This window comes from Mesorhizobium sp. M0761 (assembly GCF_040320205.1).
In the GTDB taxonomy this organism is placed as follows: domain Bacteria; phylum Pseudomonadota; class Alphaproteobacteria; order Rhizobiales; family Rhizobiaceae; genus Mesorhizobium.
In genome coordinates this window covers 99,466-120,736 of the sequence record NZ_JAMYPF010000016.1, presented here as the reverse complement: position 1 = coordinate 120,736, position 21,271 = coordinate 99,466, and the positions used below count along the sequence as shown (strand labels likewise).

Sequence of the window (21,271 nt, the reverse complement as noted above, 5' to 3'; positions counted from 1 at the left end):
AGAGAGAGCGCCACGATGTCTCCTGATCCTCGCCACAGCGAAAGCCCGCACAACGGGCTTTTCGTCAACGGCCTCTGCAAGAGCTACGGACCGGTCCAGGTCCTGGCCGATGCGAGCTTCGAGGTGCGGCCGGGCGAGGTTGTGGCGCTGCTCGGCGAAAACGGCGCCGGCAAGTCGACGGTGTCCAATATCATCGCCGGCTCGACCCGGCCCGACGCGGGCACCATCATCTGGCGGGGGAAGCCCTATTCCCCCGCCTCGCCCGCCGCCGCCATCGATGCCGGTGTGGGCATGATCCATCAGGAACTGAAGCTGCTGCCGGATCTGTCGGTGGCGGAGAACGTCTATGTCGGGCGCCTGCCGATGCGCGGCGGCCGCATCGACCGCGCAGCGATGAACGCCAAGGCCTCGGCGCAGTTGAAGCGGCTTGGCCTCGACGTCTCGCCCGAGCGCAAGGTGGGCACGCTGCGCATCGCCGCCCAGCAACAGGTCGAGATCGCCAAGGCGTTGACGCTCAATGCCGAATTGCTGATCTTCGACGAACCGACCGCAGCGCTTGGCGGCGAGGAAACGGAGCTTTTGTTCCAGCAGATCCGCAAGCTCAAGGCGGAGGGCATGTCCTTCATCTACATCAGCCATCGTCTCGACGAGATCGCGCAGATTGCCGACCGCGTGGTTGTGATGCGCGACGGACGCATCGTCGCCCGCCACGAACGCGCCGATATTCCCGTGCGCACAGTAGTGGAGCAGATGGTCGGCCGCTCGGTCGAGCGGATGTTCCCACACTTGACGCCGCCGCGCGAGGAGACGCTGCTCGAGGTCGACAACCTGTCCTCGCCGGAGAAGAGCTTCAACAACGTTTCCTTCTCGGTCAAAGCAGGCGAGATCCTCGGCATTGCCGGGTTGATCGGCGCCGGCCGCACCGAACTGGTGCGGGCGATCGCCGGCGCCGATCCGATCTCGTCGGGCTCGGTGCGCTTTGCCGGCAAATCGGTGCATCTCAGCGGGCCGGCGGCAGCGATCAAGGCCGGCGTCGTGCTGGTGCCGGAAGACCGTAAGGCGCAAGGCGTGGTGCTCGACCAGACCATCGGCGAGAATCTGGCGTTCGGCAATTTCGACCATGTCGCGCCGAAGGGCTGGGTGTTTCCGAAAGCGGTGCAGAAATTCGCCGAAGCCGGCATCGCAAGGCTCGGGGTCAAGGGCAAACCTGGCCAGGCGGTCAGCAAGCTTTCCGGCGGCAACCAGCAGAAGGTGATCATTGCCAAATGGGTGTCGCGACCGCCAAAAGTGTTCATCCTCGATGAACCGACGCGCGGCATCGATGTCGGCGCGCGTGCGGCTATCTACGACGTGATCGCCGACCTCGCCCGCTCCGGCATGGCGGTGGTGGTGGTCAGCTCCGACCTCGAGGAGGTGCTGGGGCTGTCGCACCGGGTGCTGGTGCTGAGCCGCGGCCGCCAGCGCGGCATTCTCGACCGCAGCGAGGCGAGCAATGTCGCGGTGATGGAACTCGCCACGAGCTGAGGACAGGAGTCGGAACAAAGCGCAGCAGGTGGTATCCTCCCAAGGACCGGACCGCGCGGGGCGCCAGCAAAGACTGGCGTCCCTTCATTTCAGGAGGGGGAACAACATGAAACTATTCGATCTCAGCGGCGACGTAGCGCTGGTAACAGGCGCGGGCAGCGGCATTGGCCAGGCCATTGCCATCGGGCTCGCCGAAGCCGGCGCCGACATAGCCTGTTTCGGCCACACCTCCAAGGGCGGGCTGGACGAGACGGCGCACAAGATTTCGGCACTTGGCCGCAAGGCGCTGGTGCTGACCGGAACGGTGACGTCGGAGGCCGATCTCGCGTCAGCGATCGAGCGCACCGAGAACGAACTCGGCGCGTTGACCATCGCCGTCAACAATGCCGGCATCGCCGGGGCCGAGCCGGCCGAGACGCTGCCGCTGGAAAAATGGCAGAATATCTACGACGTGAATGTCAGCGGCGTGTTCCTGTCCTGCCAGGCCGAGGCGCGCGCCATGCTGACGCGGCGCAAGGGCTCGATCATCAACATCGCCTCCATGTCGGGTTCGATCGTCAATCGCGGCCTGACCCAGGCGCATTACAATTCGTCGAAGGCGGCCGTCATCCACATGTCGAAAAGCCTCGCCATGGAATGGGCCGATCGCGGCCTGCGCGTCAATGTGGTGAGCCCAGGCTACACGCTGACGCCGATGAACAAGCGGCCTGAGGTCGCGGAACAGATCAAGATCTTCGAACGCGACACGCCCATGGGGCGCATGGCGACGCCGGAAGAAATGGTCGGCCCGACCGTGTTCCTGGCCAGCCGCGCCGCGAGTTACGTCACCGGCATCGACCTGATCGTCGATGGCGGTTTTGTCTGCTGGTAAGGAGAAAAGATGCAGAAGCGTTTTGAAGGCAAGACTGCGGTCATCACCGGCGCGAGCGGTGGCATCGGCGCGGCGATGGCGAAGCGCTTCGCCGAGGAAGGTGCCGCGGTCGTGGTCAGCGCCATCGATGCCCGCGTCGAGGACGTCGCCGCCGGCCTGAAAGCAGCGGGCGCCAAGGTCGCGTCGATGCGCATGGACGTGACCAAGAAGGATGAGGTCACCGCGCTTTACGACCTCGCCGAGAAGGAATTCGGCCGCGTCGACATTTCGGTGCAGAATGCCGGCGTCATCACCATCGCCCGGATCGAGGCAATGACCGAAGCCGAATGGGACAAGGTGTTGGCGGTCAACACCAAGGGCGTGTTCCTGTGCTGTCAGGAAGCGATCGCGCGCATCCGCAAGCATGGCGACGGCGGCCGGCTGATCAACACGGCATCGGGCCAGGCGCGGCAGGGTTTCATCTACACGCCACATTATGCGGCGTCGAAGTTCGGCGTCGTCGGCATCACCCAGAGCCTGGCCAAGGAAGTGGCCAAGGAAAAGATCACCGTCAACGCGATCTGCCCCGGCATTATCGACACCGACATGTGGGCTTACAACGACGCCGCCTGGGGCAAGCTGATGGGCGACTACAAGCCCGGCGAGCTGATGGCCGAATGGGTGAAGAACATCCCGATGGGCCGCGCCGGCAGCGGCGAGGACGTGTCCGGCCTGGTCAGCTTTCTCGCCAGCGACGACGCCACCTACATCACCGGCCAAACCATCAATGTCGATGGCGGCCTGATCATGTCGTGAAGTCCGCTCCGGCGGTTGGCAATCGACCAGTCTGAAATTCGGCGCAGCACAGGGCATCAGCCGTTGCGCCGCATGAAGGTTGGTATATATAATTTCATCTCATGAAACGGCCTTGGCGAGCTCGCCGGCCGAGACCATGGGACCTTGATGGCTCGCACGTCTGAGAGCGCCGCTGGAGCGGCGATCGATCCGTTGACGATTGCTCGCACAGCAATCCATCCGATGCCATGACGCGGGCCCGCCCGGCATCACATAAACACCAAGTCGAGCAACCATTTCGCCTGCGCAAGTTGCGGCCGCGGCACTGGCTTGGTGCGAACGAGCTTGCGTAACGACCCGCCTTTCCAACACAATCAAGAAAAGACGCAAGAAGGGAACGATCAAGAAATTTCCACATGGTTTGACAGGAGAACAAGCATGTCATTTCGCAGTGTGATTTCGAACCTATCAATGGGAGCCTTGGCGCTTGCCACCGCAAGTGCGCTTACATCACCGGTCCACGCAGCAGCACCCGAATCCAACGACCCGATCAAGATCGCGCTGTTCGACTGGACCAGCGTCAATCTCAACGCCAAGATCCTTGGCGGCATCCTCGAAAAGCTCGGCTACACCGTCGAATATCCGACCGCCGACTACCTCTCCAGCCTGACCACCGGTCTCACCAATGGCGACCTCGATGTCGGCCTGGAGTTCTGGGACACGACGGCCGGCGAGGCGATGAAGGCTTCAGACGCCACCGGCCAGACCGAGCGGCTGGGCAAGCTCGGGCCGAAGGCCAAGGAGGAGTGGTGGTTTCCCGAATACATGAAGGAGAAATGCCCCGGCCTGTCCAATTGGGAGGCGCTGAAGGACCCGAAATGCGCCGAGGCTTTCTCGACGGCGGAGACGGCGCCGAAGGGCCGCTATCTCGGCGGCCCGGTGACCTGGGAAGGCTTTGACGACGAGCGCGTCGAGGCGCTGAAACTGCCCTTCACCGTCATCCATGCCGGCACCGACGCGGCGATGTTCGCCGAGCTGGACTCGGCCTATCAGCGCAAGGCGCCGATCATGCTGTGGATCTATTCTCCGCATTGGGCGCCGGCCAAGTACAAGGGCGAGTGGGTCGAATTCCCCGAGTATACGCCCGAGTGCTACACCGACCCGAAATGGGGCACCAACCCGGACGCCAAATATGATTGCGGCAAGCCGCATGGCGAAATCTGGAAATACTCATGGTCCGGCATGAAGGACAAATGGCCGATCGCCTACAAGGTGGCCAAGGCCTACACGATCGACACCGATGAGCTCAACAAGATGAGCGGCGAGATCGACCTCGGCGGCAAGACGCCGGAAGACGTCGCGGCCGCCTGGATCGCCGCCCACGAAGCCGACTGGAAAGCCTGGGCGCAGTGATGGCTCCGACTGAAGGCCGGACCCGGCCGTAACGGCCGGGTCCATATCTTCATCTTCCAGAAGGGCCATTGGATGACGGAAGCGACTGAACCGCAGGCAGTTGGCACGCCAAAGGATGCGCGGCCGACAAAGCTTGCTTGCCGCAATGTCTGGAAACTGTTCGGATCGAACGCGGCCAGCTTCATCCGCGAGCGTGACGGCAAGGCCAGCATGGCCGATGTCGCTGCCGCAGGACTGGTGGGTGCGGTGCGCGCCGTCGATCTCGAAATACGCCAGGGCGAGATCTTCATCATCATGGGGCTATCCGGCTCCGGCAAGTCGACGCTGGTGCGCTGCATGTCGCGGCTGGTCGAGCCGACCCACGGCAAGGTCGAATTCGAAGGCAACGACCTGCTCAAGATTTCCGATGCGGCGCTGATCGAACTGCGGCGTCATCGCATGGGCATGGTGTTCCAGAATTTCGCGCTGCTGCCGCATCTGAACGTGCTGGAGAACATTGCCTTCCCGCTGAGTATCCAGGGCCAAGACCGGCCGACGCGCGAAGCGAGAGCGCGGGAGGTGATCGATCTCGTGGGCTTACGCGGCCGCGAGCATTTCTATCCGCGCGAACTCTCCGGCGGCCAGCAGCAGCGCGTCGGCATTGCCCGCAGCCTCGCGACCAAGCCGGAGATCTGGTTCCTCGACGAGCCGTTCTCGGCGCTCGACCCGCTGATCCGCCGCGAGATGCAGGACGAACTGATGCGGCTGCAGACCATGCTGCACAAGACCATCGTCTTCATCACCCATGATTTCGACGAGGCGATAAGGCTTGCCGACCGCATCGCCATCATGAAGGATGGAGAGGTCATCCAGACCGGCACGCCGGAACAGCTGGTTGTCAACCCGGCGACCGACTATGTCGCCGAATTCACCCGCGATGTCGACCGCGCCAAGGTGATTTCGGCGCGCAGCCTGATGCGTGCCTGCGATGGCGCCGAGCACGGCGGCACGGTTTTGCCCGACGCCAAGATCGCCAGCTTCTCGGCCAGCATTGTCGCGTCGGGTAAGCCCTTCGCCGTGGTCAACGGCACCGGCAGGCCGATCGGCGAGGTGACGCCGCAATCGGTGATCGAGTTGCTGGCCGGTATCGAGCATACGAGAGCCGGCGCATGACGGTGACGGCAAGCGCCAGCCAAACGAGGCCACCGGTTCAGCGCTGGCTGCTGGTCTGGGCGCTCGCGCTGGCCGCCGTGCTGGTGGTGTTTCTGCTGCAGGACAGACTGCCCTGGGCCGTCAACTATCCGGCCGAGGCGGCTATCCCGGTCGCCGACTGGGTCAGTGCGCTGATGCGCTGGATCAAGTCGAACTTGTCCTGGCTGACCCGCTCGATCACCGCGGTGCTCGGCGTTCCCCTCGATTTCGCGCTCGACCTGCTGGCCAAGAATTTCAAGATTGGTCACGGTGCCGATGCCTATGTCCTGCCGCGCCTGTCCTGGATCGGCGTCTGCGCCGCCGCCTTCATCGCCGGGCATGCCGTGGGCGGTAGAAAACTCGGCATGCTGGTCGGCGGCTGCTTCCTCTACACCGCGCTGTTCGGCCAATGGACCAGCGCCATGCTGACACTGGCACTGATTTCCATCGCGGTGCCGTTCTGCATCGTCACCGGCCTGTTCGCCGGCATCTGGGCGTGGCGCAAGCCATGGGCCGAGCGGCTGATCATCTCCCCTGCCCTCGATTTGATGCAGACCATCCCGACCTTCGCCTATCTCATCCCGATGCTGCTCCTGTTCGGCAACAGCCCGGTCTCGGCGATGATCGCCACCGCCATCTTCGCCACGCCGCCCATGGTGCGGGCAACGATGCTGGGTCTGTCGCGGGTGCCCTCCGAGATCGACGATTTCTCAGAGATGGCCGGCTGCACGGCGCGGCAGAAATTGTGGCGCGTGCAGCTGCCGTCGGCGCGGCCGACACTGATGATCGGCGTCAACCAGGTGATCATGCTGGCGCTGAACATGGTGATCATCGCCTCGATGATCGGCGCCGGCGGCCTCGGCTATGATGTGCTGCTGGCGCTGCGTGCGCTGAAGGTCGGCGAAGCGATGGAAGCCGGGCTCGCCATTGTGGCACTCGCCATCGGGCTCGACCGGTTGAGCCAAGCCATCGCCCACAAACAGGCGAAGGGCCACGTTCAACGGCAGGCGAACCAGAGCTTTTGGCGGCGCTATCCCAATCTGTCGCTGGCCATCGCCATCCTGGTCGTGACGACGCTGCTCGGCCTGTTCGTACCGGCATTCGCAGCGGTGCCGAAGGCGATCACCTTCACCACCGCGCCACTGTGGAAGGCGGCGGTCAACTGGGTGACGATCAACTTCTTCGACGTGATCGAAGCGTTTCGCGTGGCGCTCATCCTCAATGTACTGAACCCGCTGCGCGCCTTCTGCGAAGGCTTTCCGTGGCTCGGCGCAGTGGCCCTGCTCGGCCTCGCCGGCTACCAGCTCTCAGGCCTGCGTCTCGCCGCCCTCGTCGCCGCGCTGACCGCCTTCTGCGCCGTCACCGGCCTTTGGGAAAAGACCATGGCGACGGTTTATCTCTGCGGCATCTCGGCCTTCATCGCTTGCCTGATCGGCATCCCGATTGGCCTGATGGCCGCGCGCAGCGACCGCTTCGAAAAGATCGTCACGCCCATCATCGACACGCTGCAGGTGCTGCCGTCCTTCTGCTTCATCATTCCTGTGGTGATGCTGTTCCGGGTCGGCGACGTCACCGCCATGATCGCCACGGTCGCCTTCGCCGTGGTGCCGGCGATCCGCTACACCAATCACGGCATAAGGCAGGTGCCGCCGGCATTGATCGAGGCGGCGAAGGTTTCCGGTTGCACGCCGCGCCAGACCTTCTTTCGGGTACAATTGCCACTGGCGCTTCCCGAAATCATGCTGGGCGTCAACCAGACGATCCTGATGGCGCTGGCGATGATCATCATCTGCGCCATGGTCGGCACACGCGACCTCGGCCAGGAAGTCTTCATCGCGCTGTCCAAGGCCGATTCCGGACGCGGCATTGTCGCGGGTCTCGCCATCGCTTTCATCGGCATCGTCGCAGACCGGCTGTTCAATGCCTGGACGGCGAAGGCGCGGGCAAGACTAGGATAATTGTTGAATGTCCAATCCCGGCGAACCGCCTTTTGCCGTACTCGTCTTCGACATGGCCAAGACCGGCGAGCCGGACGGGGAGCACGTAGTTTCGGGGTTTGAGACGCTGGAGGCGGCGACGTCCTACGCCATTGCGCGGGTTCGCGCCTCGGTGGAGGAGTTGCGCAAGCCCGGCATCGCCACTGCTGAGCTTCGCCAGCTCTGGCAGCTCTATGGCGAAGACTGTTCGGTGCTGAACGCCGGAGTGCGCGGCAGCGATCTACTCGACGATTTCATTGCGACGCCGGCGACGCCAGCCGAGTGCAACTGGCAGGCGCTGGCGCCCAGGCTGCGCCGCTTCCGCGCCTCGCTGCTGATCTCCAACGGCAACAACGAATCCGTCTGGGCGGGCGGCTTCTTTCGCTCGACCTACAGGCTGACGCGAGACGGCCTCCTCGAGCGCTTTGGCGACGACGCCATTGCCGCCTTCAAAGCCAAGGGGATCGAGCCGGCGGAGCCGACGAAGCTCATGGTCGCCAATTACTTCGAGCTTCCCGACCCGCCCTACCCGCCGCCAGGCTTGACGCTGCGATCCTGGAAGGTCGAGGTCGGTTTTGTCTGCCACGACGTGAAGTTCGGTGGCGACGCCGCCGGAATCTTCGCCTGGCCGCAAGAGCCGACCGACTGGGCGCTCAGAACCATGCAGTTCCTGCTGATGGCCGACATGATGGCCATGCGCGGCGATGGCCCCGACTGGGCCAACGACTGCGAGATACTAACCGCCAAGGTGACGAAGACGGAGGCGCCTCCCGACTATCCGCTGGGTTGAAAGGATGATCGTCACCTGCACCGCGGTCGGCACACGCGATCTCGACCCGGAAGTGTCCATCGCACTGTCCAAAGTCGCGGCATTGTCGCGGGCTGGCAACAACCTGCCATCGACATCATCGCGGTCGGTCGTCGACCCCTGAGCCGCGAAAGCTCAAGCACGGCTCGGATAGAACGGTTTCGCCTCTTCTGGAGTTCGCCTCTTCTGGAAATGCCAGGCCGCGCTCCAGCTCTTGACTTTGACGCATTTTCGCGCGGAAAGCTGCTTCATCCTCGACCAGCCTGAGCTTGCTGCCGAATGCCCGATCAGCGCGAACCGCCTTTTACTGTCGTCGTCTTCGACATGGCCAAGACCGGCGAGCATGTGGTTTCGGGGTTTGAGACGTTGGACGCGGCTACGTCCTACGCGATTGCTCGGGTTCGCGCCTCGGTGGAAGAGCTGCGCAAGCCTGGCATCGCAGCAGCCGAGCTCCGGCGGCACTGGCATATCCGTGGTGAGGATTGCACGGTGCTGAACGCCAATGTGCGCGGCAGCGATCTGCTTGACGATTTCATCGCGACGCCGGGGACACCGGCCGAATGCGACTGGCGGGCGCTGGCGCCACGACTGCGCCGTTTCTACGCCGCTGTGAACGTCTTCAACAACGATGGCAAATCTATCCGGGTCAGCGGCTTTTTCCGCGCGACCTACCGGTTATGGCACGCTGGCCTGCTCGCACGATTTGGCGACGACGCCATCGCCTCCTTCAAAGCCAAAGGCATCACGCCGGCAGTGCCGACGAGAGTCTCGGTCGACCATCACTTCGAGCAGCCCGATCCGCCGCGCCCGCCGCTCAGCGATATCAGGCCGTTGCTGTCGTGGAAGGTCGAGATCGATTTCGGATGCACCGATGTGAGGTTCGGCGCCAAAACCGACGGCGTCTTCGCCTGGCCCGAGGAGCCGACCGGCCGGGCACTCAACGACATGACACATCTGCTGATGGCTGACAGGCTGTCTATGTACGGCACCGGCCCGGAGGGTGCCTATTATAGCGAATTGGTGTGGGTCAAGGTGACGGAGACCGATGCGGCTCCCGACTACCCTCTGAATTGAAACTGGGCCGGTGCCGGCGCATTGTTTTGCATCACGCCGACCTATTCCGCCGCCACGCCCTTCACCTGGAGATAGCTTTCCATCGAGTCGTCCAGCGCCTGCAGCCAGGGCGTATGGTGCAATGGCGCCATGGTGCCGGTCATCAGCGAGCGGTAGGCGTGGTCGCGAAAGCTCATAATGTCTTCCGCCTTGTGGTGCTCCCATTCCATGAAGGTCTGGTTGACCGCCTCGACGTCGAAGCCGGGATAGTCGGTCTGGTCCATCAGTTCCTTGGTGTAGTCGCCCTGGAACCAGATCATCTGCTCGGCGTCTTCCAGCGTCTCTTCGCGTGCCCGCCACTTGGCGCCGTGCTCGGCCATCGCCTGTCCCGACGGCAGCTTGATGCGGCCCATGATGACGTCACGGGCGAACCAGGCCTGGGCGTCGAACATGTTGAAAGTGTAGAACTGGTCCTGCATGCCGATATAGGACAGTTTCAGGTTCTTCTCCCACACGACGCCCTCATAGAGCCCGTCCGGCCACATGCGGTTGGCGGTCTTCAGCTTCAGCTCTTCCGTGAGGAACGGGAAGGAATGCAGATAGCCGGTGCACAGGATGATGGCGTCGACGTCCTTGGTGGTGCCATCCTTGAAGTGCGCCGTCTTGCCGACGACCTTCTGCAGCAGCGGCACTTCCTTCCAGTTCTCCGGCCATTTGAACCCCATCGGCTTGGAGCGGTAGCTGGAGGTGATAGATCTGGCGCCGTATTTGTAGCATTGCGAGCCGATGTCCTCGGCAGAATAGGAGCGGCCGATGATCAGTATGTCCTTGCCCTTGAACTCCATGGCGTCGCGAAAATCATGGCTGTGCAGGATGCGGCCGTTGAATGTCGAAAAGCCTTCGAAATAGGGAACGTTGGGAACGGAAAAATGCCCTGAGGCGACGACGACATTGTCGAACTCCTCGGAGTAGGTGACGTCGTTGGTGCGGTCATGCGCGGTGACGGTGAATTTCCTCGTCTCGTCGGAGAAAGTCACCATGCGCACCGGGCTGTTGAAGCGTACCCATTCGCGCAGGCCTGATTTCTCGACGCGACCCTTGATGTAATCCCACAGCACCGCGCGCGGCGGGTAGGATCCGATCGGGCGGCCGAAATGCTCCTCGAACGTGTAGTCGGCGAATTCCAGGCACTCCTTCGGTCCGTTCGACCAGAGGTAGCGGTACATCGAGCCGTGGACGGGATCGCCGTGCTCGTCGAGGCCGGTGCGCCAGGTGTAGTTCCACAGGCCGCCCCAGTCGGACTGCTTTTCGAAGCAGACGATTTCGGGTATCTCGGCGCCCTTGTCGGCAGCCGACTTGAAGGCCCTGAGCTGGGCCAGACCGGATGGCCCCGCTCCAATGACGGCAACGCGCGTTTTCATGGCAGGCCTCCCGGTGTCATTCGATTTTTGGAATTGCTCTTACGAAACAAATTTCACTCACAGGACAGTAATTGCCTCTTGGATGCTGTCAACAGGCCTTGTGGAGAAACCGCGTTTCGCCCCAGCGGATTTCCGGAAACGGATGACGGCGCAAATCCGGTGCGGACACCATTCGACTTAACGGGCTTGCTGCGCGGTTGCGTTTCTGTATCGGCACCGAATATGTTCACCTGGAGTGAAATAATCATGGGGATTCGGGGGCGAGATGGCGAAGACAAGTTCCGACTCCAAGACTGCTTCGACAAGGGCAAAGCCACCGGCGAAGGCATCCGTGGACGGGAAGACCATCCGCGCGCCGCTGACGCAGAACCCGCATGCCATTCGCGACACCCGCGAAAAAGTGCTGGAGGTGGCGATCGGGCGCGAGGTGCGCGCCTTCCGCAAGAAGCTCGGCATCACCGTTGCCGATCTCGCCGTCGCCACCGATATTTCGCTGGGCATGCTGTCGAAGATCGAGAACGGCATCACCTCGCCGTCGCTGACCACACTGCAGGCGCTGTCGAGGGCGCTCGGCGTTCCCGTCACCGCCTTCTTCCGCCGATTCGAGGAAGAGCGCAGCGCCGTCTTCGTCAAGGCCGGCGAAGGGCTAGATGTCGAACGCCGCGGCACCCGCGCCGGCCATCAATACAATCTGCTCGGCCATATCGGCTCCAACACCAGCGGCGTCGTCGTCGAGCCGTATCTGATTACGCTGACCGAGGATTCGGATGTGTTCCCGACCTTCCAGCATGAGGGCATGGAATTCCTCTATATGCTGGAGGGCGAGGTGGTGTACCGGCACGGCAGCAACCTCTATCCGATGAAGCCGGGCGACAGCCTGTTCTTCGACGCCGACGCGCCGCACGGGCCGGAGCAACTGACGAAACTTCCGATGCGGTATCTGTCGATTATTTGCTATCCGCAGAGCGCGGGGTAGTCGGACCGCCGCAGCCCCCTCACCCGGATTGCCAAGGCCGAATTGCAAGAGCAATTCGGGGCAATCCGACCTCTCCCCGAGGGGAGAGGAGTCTGGCGTCGGCGCTGGCGATCTCTTCTCCGCTCGGGGAGAAGGTGGCCGCGCAGCGGCCGGATGAGGGGGCCTTTAGTCCGGCCCGAACCCCGGTGACGTCGCACTGCCATCATCCAGCTTCGACAGCCATTCCACCAATGTCGGCCGATACCGCGTCAGGCCCTTGTAGGTGGCCAGCTCTTCCGGCAAATCCCGGATCACCCGGTGCAGTCGCCTTGCCCATTTCGGCTGTGTCACCAGTTCGTCCATCTTGATGAGATAGCAGCGGATCGGGAAGACGATGCCGTTCGAGCGCGGCAGCCGCCAGAAGCTTTGCAGTTCGACGCGCAGATGCACCTTGTCGGCGACATTTTCGGGCGTTACCGTCGCGCGGTCCGGGCCCCATTTGTGGTAATTCTCCGGACTGGTGTCGAGGCGCGGGTTTATGGTCATCGTCCAGTTCAGCCGCCGCGCCGGCTTGCCCTGCTGGATGTTGGTGAGGAACTTCAGCGCCCTGACGAAAATGCCCTTTTCATGCGCCAACGGCACCGGCGCGTGCCATTCGAAGAAATTCATGCCGATGTCGAAATCGAGCGACCAGTCGGCCTGAGTGGTGACCATGCCGGCGTCCATCCAAAGATTGCCGTCGCGCTGATCGAGAATGCAGAAATCACCCTGGCTCTGGCGGGTGATGTACTCCATCGGCCCGTAAGGCAGTGTCGAGGTGTCGCCGAAGGTGAAGGTGTCGTCGATGCCGAGCGGCCGGTTGATCCAGCGCCAGCGGTCGCCGTCGCGGGTCAGGGTGAAATGCTCGGGATAGCCAAGTGCCTGTTGCTCCATCAAAAGTTCGAGCAGGTCCCAGCCGGCCAGCGTCATATGCGGCAGCGACTGGCAGCGCAGCGGATCGTCGGCCAGCACCAGTGCACGGTCCTGCATCTCGGCGACATAGTGCTCGTCGACGTCGATCAGGTTTTCCAGAACGCTGCCCTTGGGGCCAACCACATGCGGCTCGATGTTGACCGCATACATGTAGGCGTCTTCGTGGAACGGGAACGGAAACCGCCTGATGTGTTCCGGGCTGTTCCTGAAGGTGAAATCGTCGCGAAACGTTTCCTTGCGAAAGGTGATGCCCAAGCTGGCCTCCTATCTTTCCAGGACCAGCGACTTGCCTTCGAAGCGCGACACGCACGGCATGATCTTGCAGCCGGAACGATGGTCTTCCTCGCTGAGCCAGTGGTCGTTGTGGATGAACTTGCCGTCATACGAGACGACGTTGGTCTCGCACTGGCCGCAGACACCGCCGCGGCAGAGATAGGGCGGATCGACGCCGGCGGCCTCGATCGCTTCGAGCAGGCTCTGCTGCTCGCCGACGCGGATGGTCTTGCCGCTGACGGCAAGTGTGACGTCGAACGGCAGGCCGGGCTGGGGTGCCGCGAAATGCTCGTAGTGCACGGTCTCCGCCGGCCAGCCGAGAGCCGCAGCGCGCTCGCGCACCCAGTTGATCATGCCGGCCGGGCCGCAGACATAGAGATGGGTGCCGAGCGGCTGCGAGGACAAGAGACGGTCGAGTTCGATGCGCTCGTCGCGGTCGTCGTGATAGAGCCGGACGCGACGGCCATAGCGCTCCTGCAGCACATCGGCATAGGTGCCGAGCGAGGCGGTGCGGCAGGTGTAGTGCAGCTCGAAATTGCCGCCGGACCCGGCGAGCTGCGCGGTCTGCGCCATGAACGGCGTGATCCCGATGCCGCCGGCAAGCATCAGATGCTTCTTTGCCCTGAGGTCGAGCGAGAACAGATTGACGGGGTAGCTGACCACCATCTCCAGGCCAGGCTTGACGCTCCGGTGCATGAACAACGAGCCGCCGCGGCCGACATCGTCGCGGCGCACCGAGATGGTGTATTCGCGGGTGTCGAGCGGCGATCCCATCAGCGAATAGGGATTGAGCCTTGTGCGGTCGCCATCGCGCATCTCGACCACGACATGGGCGCCGCCGGAAAAGGTCGGCAAAAGCTCACCGTCACGGCGGCGGAAATGGAAGCGCGTCACCAGTTCGTTGACCGGGACGACGTCGCTGACGACGACATCGAGCTTGGTGGTGCCGGTGCTCATGGGAAGACCTCCTCTATGGGAGGGATCTCCGAGCGATCCTCGGCATTTATGCAGACGCCCTGGAATGCTGCCAGCCGTCGCGAATAATGATCGCGCACCAGAAGCAGCAGGCCGCAATGCGCGCAGGTGGCCGGCTGCGTCGTCACATTTTCGGTGATGCCTTTGCAATGCACGCACTGCATGCGCCGCGCCAATGAGCCGCGATGCTCGGTCTGCATGGAGGTATGATCGATGCCGGCTTCGAGCGCCACCTGCATGGCCTGGCCGATCAGCCCTTCGGTGCCGGCGAGATAGAGGCGCAGGCCCATATGCGCGTTGGCAAGCGTCTGCTTCAGCCGGGGCAGCAGGCTGGCGAAGGTTGGCGCGACATGAAATTGCGCGGACTTCAGTGCCTCAAGAGCGGCAACGTGCTTGCCGTCGGCCCCGGGAATGAAGACGATTTCGGCGCCGTCGAAGAAGCCGGGGGGCGCCGTCCTTGCCATATCGACGATCGCCAGCGCGCCTTCCGCATCCGCCACGAAAAGATGATGCTTGCCGGGCTGCGGGGACAGGGTTCCGTAAATGGGCCGGCTGATGATCGTTTTGGCTGCCATTCTCTACTTCGTACCTCAAAACCCCTCGCTGTCGATTGTGCCTCAGCCTTTCGCCGTGCGCTTGGTCTTTTTGGGATCGTCGAAGGGCAGAGGCTGCGCCGTCGCCCTGATCGAACCGCTCTTGTTGCGGATCTCGAGCTTGGTGTCCTTGACCGCGCAGTCGACGTCGAGGCGGGCGATGCCCATCGATTTCTCGACCAGCGGCGAATACATGGCGCAGGTGACCACGCCCACCTTTTTGCCGTCGCGATAGACCGGCGCGCCCTCATCCGCGGGTTGCTTGCCGTCGAGCAGCACGCCGTAGATCTTGAAGCGCTCCTTGCCCTTGAGGCGGTAATGCTCTTCGGCGCCGCGAAAGCCGGTCTTGCCGGGGCTGACGGTGAAGTCGAGGCCGAGCTCCCACAGCGTGTCGCCGGGGCCTTCGTTCTCGAACGGATATTTCTGCGAGTTGTCATAGGGATAAAACAGCAAATAACTTTCGACGCGCAGCATATCGAGCGTGGTGAAGCGGCACGGAATGATGCCGGCGCTCTTGCCCTCGTCGAGGATCCTGTCCCAGATCGTGCCGGCGTCCTGGCCGCGGCAGAATATCTCGTAGCCGCGCTCGCCGGTATAGCCGGTGCGCGAGATCATGACGGGAAAGCCGAACAGCTGCGTCTGCATATGATGGAAATAGTTGAGGTCGCGAATGCCCGGCACATGCTTTGAGAGATAGTCGACCGCGGTCGGTCCCTGCAGCGACAGGTCGTGCAGATTGTCGTCGAAGCGCAGCGATACGTCGCGGCCGACGGAAGCGCGCTGCAATTCCTCATGGCCGGTGCCGGAGCCGTGCACCACCATCCAGGCGTTCGGCCCGGTGCGGTAGAGGATGCAGTCGTCGGTGAATTTTCCGGCCTCGTTCAGCATGCAGGCATAGGCCGACTTGCCGGGATAGATCTTCTCCACGTCGCGCGTCGTTGCCAGGTCGATGAGGTGTGAGGCGTGCGGCCCGGTGATGTGAACCTTCTTCAGGCCCGACACATCCATCAGCCCGGCCCTGGTGCGGATGGCGGTGTATTCCTCGTCGGCGTCCTTGTCGTAGGTCCAGGCGGTGCCCATGCCGCTCCAGTCTTCGAGCTTCGAGCCTAACGCGCGATGGCGATCCGCCAGGGTCGAAAATCTCCAGGATGCCGTCATCCGCAAATCCTCCGTTCGAAAATTCTATTGTGTTCCCGGCTCCCTGCGCGAGGCGGGAGCATTTGGTCGAATATTGATCGCAAACGTCCTGATGCCGCAATACCCGGAAGCAAATAATTTCATTGTCAGGCAAAATTCGCGGCTGGGGACAAACGGTTAACCCAACGTAAAATCGGCTTGACAATTGCTGGATTCGGCCCGAATTTATGAAAAAAATTTCACTCTGTTGAAAGAGGGCAGCGGGCGGCCAATTCGGGGTCGGGCGCTGGAAAAGGGGAAACCGATGTCAGACCTGCAGCAGCGCATCGAAGCGCTGTACCGTTCCGACCTGCGCGGATCCGCGCTCCTGATCATCTGCCTTTGGGCGACGATCCTCTTCGTGCTTGTCATGACATGGCCCTACATCCCGGACACCGGGATCAAGATCGTCGTCGCTATCGCTGCCGCCGCCGTGCTGATCTTTAATACGGCCGCCATCCTGGCGATGGTCAATCACTACAAGGAAGACAAGGACTTCATCTACGGTCTCGACATCAAGAACGCCGACGCGGCCCGCAACCGCAAGTCCTGAAAACAGAACGTCCTGAGGGGTAGAAGTCATGTCGCGCTACACGCCGCCGGAACAAGGCAAGGCCGGGCAGATTTTCGATATCGTGGTCGTCGTGGTCGCCATTTTCGTGGCGCTGTGGCTGCCATTGAAACTCGGCCTGGCGGGTGCGGCGAAATCCATCGACGCGCTCGATGCCAAAACCTGGGAAGCGTTGGGACAGAACCCGACCATGGCCTCGATCTGGGAAAAGCTCGGCTATACGCCGGAGACCGCGCACGACATCATCCAGAACCGCTTCCACTACATCATCGACTGGCCGACGCTGATCATCATGGCGGCGGTGCTGATCGGCTATTTCGTCTTCCTGTTCCGCGCCTCCGACCGCGAATATCGCGACGTCATCAACGAAAAGTTCGACGACAAGTAACGCCAGAGATTTTGGGGAAGCACGCTCATGTGGGTCGCACTCTCTTACGCATCGTGGGGCATCTCGGTCGTGCTTGCGCTGTGGATGCTCTACGACTGGTTCAAGATCGACACGACCTATTCCGAGGAGGTGCTGACTTCCTCGCGCGAAGGCGAGCTTGAAGCCGCTTCCGAAAAACACCGGATCTGAGTGGGGATTGAACAATGACGATCACGCTTGAACCGGCAATACACGGCGACAGGGTTTCACTGCTACGCGTGCTCGGCCCGGCCCATGTCTGGGCGCTTGGCGTCGGCATCGTGCTGGTCGGCGAATTCACCGGCTGGAATTTCTCGGCCGACAAGGGCGGCGCACTGGCGGCGCTGATCGTCTGCTGGGTGGTCGGGCTCTTGTATACTTCGGTCGCCATGATCGACTCCGAGGTGACATCGACGGTTGCCGCCGCCGGCGGCCAATACGCGCAGGCCAAGCACATTGTCGGGCCGCTGATGGCCTTCAACGTCGCGCTGTTCCTGGTCTTTGCCTACACCATGCTGGAGGTTTCGGACGCCATCCTGCTCGGCGACACCATCGTCGCCAAGGCCGGCGTCGAAGGGCTCACCCACAACTCCTTCATTGCCGCCACCATCGTCGTGCTGGCATGGCTGAACTATCGCGGCGTGCTGATGACGCTCAACGTCAACTTCGTCATCACGGCGATAGCCTATGTCTCGATCGTTATCCTGTTCTTCTCGGTCAGCCCCTGGACGCAGGGTGCTGTGCTGAAGCTCAACGAACTGGTCACCCCCGGCAATGCGCTGCCCTATGGCTGGATCGGCGTCATCGCGGCCTTCCAGTTCGGCATCTGGTACTATCTCGGCATCGAAGGCACCACGCAGGCCGCCGAGGAAGTGCGCTCGCCGGCGCGTTCGCTGCCTTACGGCACCATGGCCGGCATGATCACGCTTTTGATCGCCGCCGCCATGACCTGGTATGTCTGCGCCTCGCTGATGCCCTGGGAGTACCTCGGTATCACCTATTATCCCTTGTGGGACGCCGGCAAGCTGACCGGCAGCCCGCTGCTGGAAAACCTGTTGTTCGTCGCCACGCTGCTCGCGGCACTGGCGTCGGCCAATGGCTGTATCAACGATGCGGCCCGCGCGTGGTTCTCGCTTGGACGCGACCGCTATCTGCCGACATGGTTCTCGGCCGTGCACCCGAAATACCGCACGCCCTATCGCTCGATCCTGTTCCTGTTGCCGATCGCGCTCGCCTTCGCCTTCATCGCCGACCTCAACCAGGCGATCACCTTCTCAATCCTGTCGGGCGTGCTGCAATACACCTTCATGAGCATAAACATCATGATGTTCCGCAAAAAGTGGCCGCTGGGCACGATCCGCCGCGGCTATACGCACCCGTTCCACCCGATCCCGGCGATCGTGCTGTTTTGCCTCTGCGTGGTGACCTTCTTTGCGATCTTCCTCGGCTACGGCACGCAGCTGATCGCCATGGTCGCCTTCTACTTCCTGATCTCGCTGTGGTTCCACTTCTACCGTTACCGCTATGTGCGCCGCGGCGACCAGTTCACCATGCCGTGGCCGAAGCCGCAGGGCTATTGACAGGAGAGGGCCTGCCGGTCTGGGCGGGCATGGCGTGACGAGGTGTCTGACGTGACGACAGCATTGCTGGCCGGGGCGGTCGCCGTGGCTCTCGTCCTGCACCTCGCCTGGCATACGCGCGCCAGCCGCAAAAAGGCCAAGGCTGATCTTGCAGCCGAGGCAGCCAGCATCCGGACCGTCATCACAGATGCCGTTGATGTCTCCGATGGCACAGCCGGCGTTGTCACCTGGGCCGGCACATGGAACGGACAGCGCGTGCAGCTGCGCACCATCGTCGACACGCTGGCAACGCGAAAGCTGCCGGCGCGATGGTTGAGTGTCACGATCACAGAGCCGGTTGCGGTGCCGGCGACCTTCGACATGATGATGCGGCCGGGCTCGCCGACGACCTTCTCCAATTTCGATCATCTTCAGCATACGCTGCCGAAGGCTCCGGGATTTCCGGCTGAAGCCGTGCTGCGAACCGACCTCAGGGCGGCGCGCTTTCCGCAGAACCTGATCGCCAGCCATCTCGACATCTTTGCCGAAGGCCGCGCCAAGGAACTCTTGATCACCCCGAACGGCGTGCGCATCGTCTGGCTGCTGGCCGAGGCCGAGCGGGCGCGCTACGGCGTGTTCCGGCAGGCCGCATTCGGCGGCGCAAGGCTGGATCCAACGCTGGTCGAGAGACTGCTGACCTCGGCCTCAGTGCTGCGCGATGCCATCAACCGACAGGAAAGGCAGGTCGCATGAGCGCACCCGCACCGACAAACCCGTATCTGGTGCTCGGCGCTGCCATCGTCTTACCGGCCAGCGGCCACGTCATTCTGGGCGTGCCCGTGCGCGGCCTGCAGTTCCTGTTCTTCATGGTGATCCTCGCCTGGGTGACGGCCAAGATCGCGCCGGCCGATGCCAGCTTCGTCGGCCGCCACGCCGGCGGCTTCCTGATCTATGCGCTGTCGATCCTCGATGCCTACAGAATAGCCCGCATCCGCACCGCCACATGGATTCACAGCGCCCGCGACGGCGGCGATAGTTCACAAGGCCGCATCGAGCCGGATACGTAACTACAGGAATATTTTTTTCATACGATTGAATTCGCACGACGCATTCGATACATCATCGTCTAGTGGTAACGTCGGGAGGCTGACATGTGTGGAATCGTCGGACTTTTTCTGAAAGACAAGTCGCTTGAGCCGCAGCTCGGCTCGATGCTGTCGCAGATGCTGATATCGCTCAGCGATCGCGGCCCCGACAGCGCCGGCATTGCCATCTATGGCGCGCCTTCCAGGAATGAAGCCAAGATCACCATCCAGTCCGCGAAGCCCGAGCGCGATTTCCGCGGCCTCGACGCCGAACTCGCGAAGGCCATCGGCGCGCCGGTGAGCATAGCGGTGAAGTCCACCCATGCAGTGTTGAGAACCGCGCCCGACAAGGTCGATGCCGCGCGCGAAGCGCTGCAGTCAATCCGCCCCGACGTGCGCATCATGGGCGCCGGCGAAGCGGTGGAAATCTACAAGGAAGTCGGTCTGCCGGAAGCGGTCGTCGACCGCTTCGACGTCCGCTCGATGACCGGCACGCATGGCATCGGCCATACCCGCATGGCGACGGAATCGGCCGTCACCACTATGGGCGCGCATCCGTTCTCGACCGGCGCCGACCAGTGCCTGGTGCACAATGGCTCGCTGTCCAACCACAACAATGTGCGGCGTGAGCTGGTGCGGGAGGGCATGAAATTCGAGACCGAGAACGACACCGAGGTCGCCGCCGCCTATCTCTCCTCGCAGATGGCGCATGGCAAGAACCTCGGCGAGGCGCTGGAAGGCACGCTGTCCGACCTCGACGGCTTCTTCACCTTCGTCGTCGGCACCAAGAACGGTTTCGGCGTGGTGCGCGATCCGATCGCCTGCAAGCCCGCCGTCATGGCCGAGACCGACCAGTATGTCGCCTTTGGCTCGGAATATCGGGCGCTGACCAAGCTGCCCGGCATAGACAATGCGAGGGTCTGGGAGCCGGAACCCGCAACCGTCTATTTCTGGGAGCATTGAGCCCATGCCGGCAACCAAACTTTCGAAGGCGGCGCAAGACCAGGCGTCCCGGGTCTTCGATCTTGATGTGTCGTCGCTGCGCGAGCTCAACCAGGCGCTTCACAATCTGACGCCCGGCTCCAACGAAACGGCGTGGGAAGTGCTGCACCCGAAGGGCAGCCATTCGGTTGCGGTCGGCGTCGACCAGCCTGTCAGCATCGATGTGCGCGGCAGCGTCGGCTACTACTGCGCCGGGATGAATGACGGCGCTGCCATCACCGTGCACGGCTCGGCCGGACCTGGCGTCGGCGAAAACATGATGTCGGGCTCGATCGTCATCAAGGGCGACGCCAGCCAGTATGCCGGCGCCACCGGCAAGGGCGGGCTGCTCGTCATCGAGGGCAACGCCTCGTCGCGCTGCGGCATCTCGATGAAGGGCATCGACATCGTCGTGCACGGCAATATCGGCCACATGTCGGCCTTCATGGCGCAGTCCGGCAATCTGGTGGTGCTGGGCGATGCCGGCGGCGCACTTGGCGATTCCATCTACGAAGCGCGGCTGTTCGTGCGCGGCAAGGTCGAAAGCCTGGGCGCCGACTGCATCGCCAAGGAGATGCGGCCCGAGCATATCGAACTGCTGCAGGGACTGCTCGACCGCGCCGGCGTCACCGGCGTCAAGCCGTCGGAATTCAAGCGCTACGGCTCGGCGCGCACGCTCTACAATTTCAATATCGACAACGCCGACGCGTATTGA

The 21,271-nt window shown here is 62.7% G+C and carries 22 protein-coding genes; 17 read left to right on the top strand and 5 right to left on the bottom strand.

Translation table 11 applies throughout. From position 1 onward, the window contains the following. The first annotated feature begins 15 nt into the window (after positions 1–15). The 8 genes from NKI32_RS23445 to NKI32_RS23410 all read left to right on the top strand — a co-directional run bounded on the left by NKI32_RS23445 (position 16) and on the right by NKI32_RS23410 (position 9,610). Entirely contained in the window at positions 16–1,524 is a 1,509-nt protein-coding gene (locus NKI32_RS23445; RefSeq protein ID WP_353003788.1) for a sugar ABC transporter ATP-binding protein, read from the top strand. A gap of 106 nt (positions 1,525–1,630) precedes the next feature. Beyond that, positions 1,631–2,395 carry an SDR family oxidoreductase gene (locus tag NKI32_RS23440; protein WP_023752581.1) on the top strand — a complete coding sequence of 255 codons (765 nt, stop codon included), beginning with the start codon at positions 1,631–1,633 and terminating at the stop codon, positions 2,393–2,395. A gap of 9 nt (positions 2,396–2,404) precedes the next feature. Next, positions 2,405–3,190 (top strand): SDR family oxidoreductase, encoded by a 786-nt coding sequence (locus NKI32_RS23435; protein ID WP_352537900.1) that lies wholly within the window; start codon positions 2,405–2,407, stop codon positions 3,188–3,190. Positions 3,191–3,607: 417 nt separating this feature from the next. Further along, positions 3,608–4,582, top strand: a complete 975-nt coding sequence (locus NKI32_RS23430) for an ABC transporter substrate-binding protein (RefSeq protein ID WP_353003786.1) — start codon at positions 3,608–3,610, stop codon at positions 4,580–4,582. Between the two features lie 72 nt (positions 4,583–4,654). Further along, entirely contained in the window at positions 4,655–5,734 is a 1,080-nt protein-coding gene (locus NKI32_RS23425; protein ID WP_353003784.1) for a quaternary amine ABC transporter ATP-binding protein, read from the top strand. Beyond that, the gene (locus tag NKI32_RS23420) at positions 5,731–7,710 is read left to right on the top strand and encodes an ABC transporter permease (RefSeq protein WP_353003782.1); all 1,980 of its coding nucleotides are present in this window, start codon (positions 5,731–5,733) and stop codon (positions 7,708–7,710) included. The genes NKI32_RS23425 and NKI32_RS23420 overlap by 4 nt, the downstream gene beginning before the upstream one ends. A gap of 7 nt (positions 7,711–7,717) precedes the next feature. Next, positions 7,718–8,518 (top strand): hypothetical protein, encoded by an 801-nt coding sequence (locus NKI32_RS23415; protein WP_353003780.1) that lies wholly within the window; start codon positions 7,718–7,720, stop codon positions 8,516–8,518. A 297-nt stretch (positions 8,519–8,815) separates the two neighbouring features. After that, positions 8,816–9,610 carry a hypothetical protein gene (locus tag NKI32_RS23410; RefSeq protein WP_023684423.1) on the top strand — a complete coding sequence of 265 codons (795 nt, stop codon included), beginning with the start codon at positions 8,816–8,818 and terminating at the stop codon, positions 9,608–9,610. Between the two features lie 41 nt (positions 9,611–9,651). Here NKI32_RS23410 and NKI32_RS23405 read toward each other — a convergent pair whose 3' ends face one another. Then, positions 9,652–11,010: a trimethylamine monooxygenase gene (locus NKI32_RS23405; protein ID WP_353003778.1), complete on the bottom strand. Its 1,359-nt coding sequence runs from the start codon at positions 11,008–11,010 to the stop codon at positions 9,652–9,654. Positions 11,011–11,275: 265 nt separating this feature from the next. Here NKI32_RS23405 and NKI32_RS23400 point away from each other — a divergent pair, with 265 nt between their 5' ends. Beyond that, a complete protein-coding gene (locus NKI32_RS23400) occupies positions 11,276–11,986 on the top strand; it encodes a helix-turn-helix domain-containing protein (RefSeq protein WP_023687066.1) in 711 nt (236 codons plus the stop codon). 165 nt (positions 11,987–12,151) lie between these two features. On the opposite strand, the gene NKI32_RS23395 is transcribed toward NKI32_RS23400, so the two are convergent. The 4 genes from NKI32_RS23395 to NKI32_RS23380 are packed head-to-tail and all read right to left on the bottom strand — an operon-like array spanning position 12,152 to position 15,936. After that, positions 12,152–13,192: a heme-dependent oxidative N-demethylase family protein gene (locus NKI32_RS23395; protein ID WP_023735617.1), complete on the bottom strand. Its 1,041-nt coding sequence runs from the start codon at positions 13,190–13,192 to the stop codon at positions 12,152–12,154. Between the two features lie 9 nt (positions 13,193–13,201). Then, complete coding sequence (locus tag NKI32_RS23390) at positions 13,202–14,167, bottom strand: PDR/VanB family oxidoreductase (RefSeq protein WP_023687064.1); 966 nt, start codon at positions 14,165–14,167, stop codon at positions 13,202–13,204. After that, on the bottom strand, positions 14,164–14,760 hold the full coding sequence (locus tag NKI32_RS23385; RefSeq protein WP_023668542.1) for a dimethylamine monooxygenase subunit DmmA family protein: 597 nt from the start codon (positions 14,758–14,760) through the stop codon (positions 14,164–14,166). The genes NKI32_RS23390 and NKI32_RS23385 overlap by 4 nt, the downstream gene beginning before the upstream one ends. A 42-nt stretch (positions 14,761–14,802) precedes the next feature. Further along, positions 14,803–15,936, bottom strand: a complete 1,134-nt coding sequence (locus NKI32_RS23380) for an aminomethyl transferase family protein (protein WP_023668543.1) — start codon at positions 15,934–15,936, stop codon at positions 14,803–14,805. Between the two features lie 283 nt (positions 15,937–16,219). On the opposite strand from NKI32_RS23380, the gene NKI32_RS23375 reads away from it, so the two are divergent. The 8 genes from NKI32_RS23375 to NKI32_RS23340 all read left to right on the top strand — a co-directional run bounded on the left by NKI32_RS23375 (position 16,220) and on the right by NKI32_RS23340 (position 21,271). Further along, positions 16,220–16,507: a hypothetical protein gene (locus NKI32_RS23375; protein WP_023668544.1), complete on the top strand. Its 288-nt coding sequence runs from the start codon at positions 16,220–16,222 to the stop codon at positions 16,505–16,507. Positions 16,508–16,535: 28 nt separating this feature from the next. Further along, positions 16,536–16,913, top strand: coding sequence for a hypothetical protein (locus NKI32_RS23370; protein ID WP_023668545.1), 378 nt, complete (start codon positions 16,536–16,538; stop codon positions 16,911–16,913). A gap of 27 nt (positions 16,914–16,940) precedes the next feature. Beyond that, positions 16,941–17,102: a hypothetical protein gene (locus NKI32_RS23365; protein ID WP_023668546.1), complete on the top strand. Its 162-nt coding sequence runs from the start codon at positions 16,941–16,943 to the stop codon at positions 17,100–17,102. A gap of 14 nt (positions 17,103–17,116) precedes the next feature. Continuing rightward, complete coding sequence (locus tag NKI32_RS23360; protein WP_023668547.1) at positions 17,117–18,511, top strand: APC family permease; 1,395 nt, start codon at positions 17,117–17,119, stop codon at positions 18,509–18,511. 42 nt (positions 18,512–18,553) lie between these two features. Then, complete coding sequence (locus NKI32_RS23355) at positions 18,554–19,243, top strand: hypothetical protein (protein ID WP_023704841.1); 690 nt, start codon at positions 18,554–18,556, stop codon at positions 19,241–19,243. After that, a complete protein-coding gene (locus NKI32_RS23350) occupies positions 19,240–19,557 on the top strand; it encodes a hypothetical protein (protein ID WP_023668549.1) in 318 nt (105 codons plus the stop codon). Before NKI32_RS23355 ends, NKI32_RS23350 begins: the two co-directional genes overlap by 4 nt. Positions 19,558–19,641: 84 nt before the next feature. Next, on the top strand, positions 19,642–20,538 hold the full coding sequence (locus tag NKI32_RS23345) for a class II glutamine amidotransferase (protein ID WP_023668550.1): 897 nt from the start codon (positions 19,642–19,644) through the stop codon (positions 20,536–20,538). A gap of 4 nt (positions 20,539–20,542) precedes the next feature. After that, positions 20,543–21,271, top strand: coding sequence for a GltB/FmdC/FwdC-like GXGXG domain-containing protein (locus NKI32_RS23340; protein ID WP_023820985.1), 729 nt, complete (start codon positions 20,543–20,545; stop codon positions 21,269–21,271).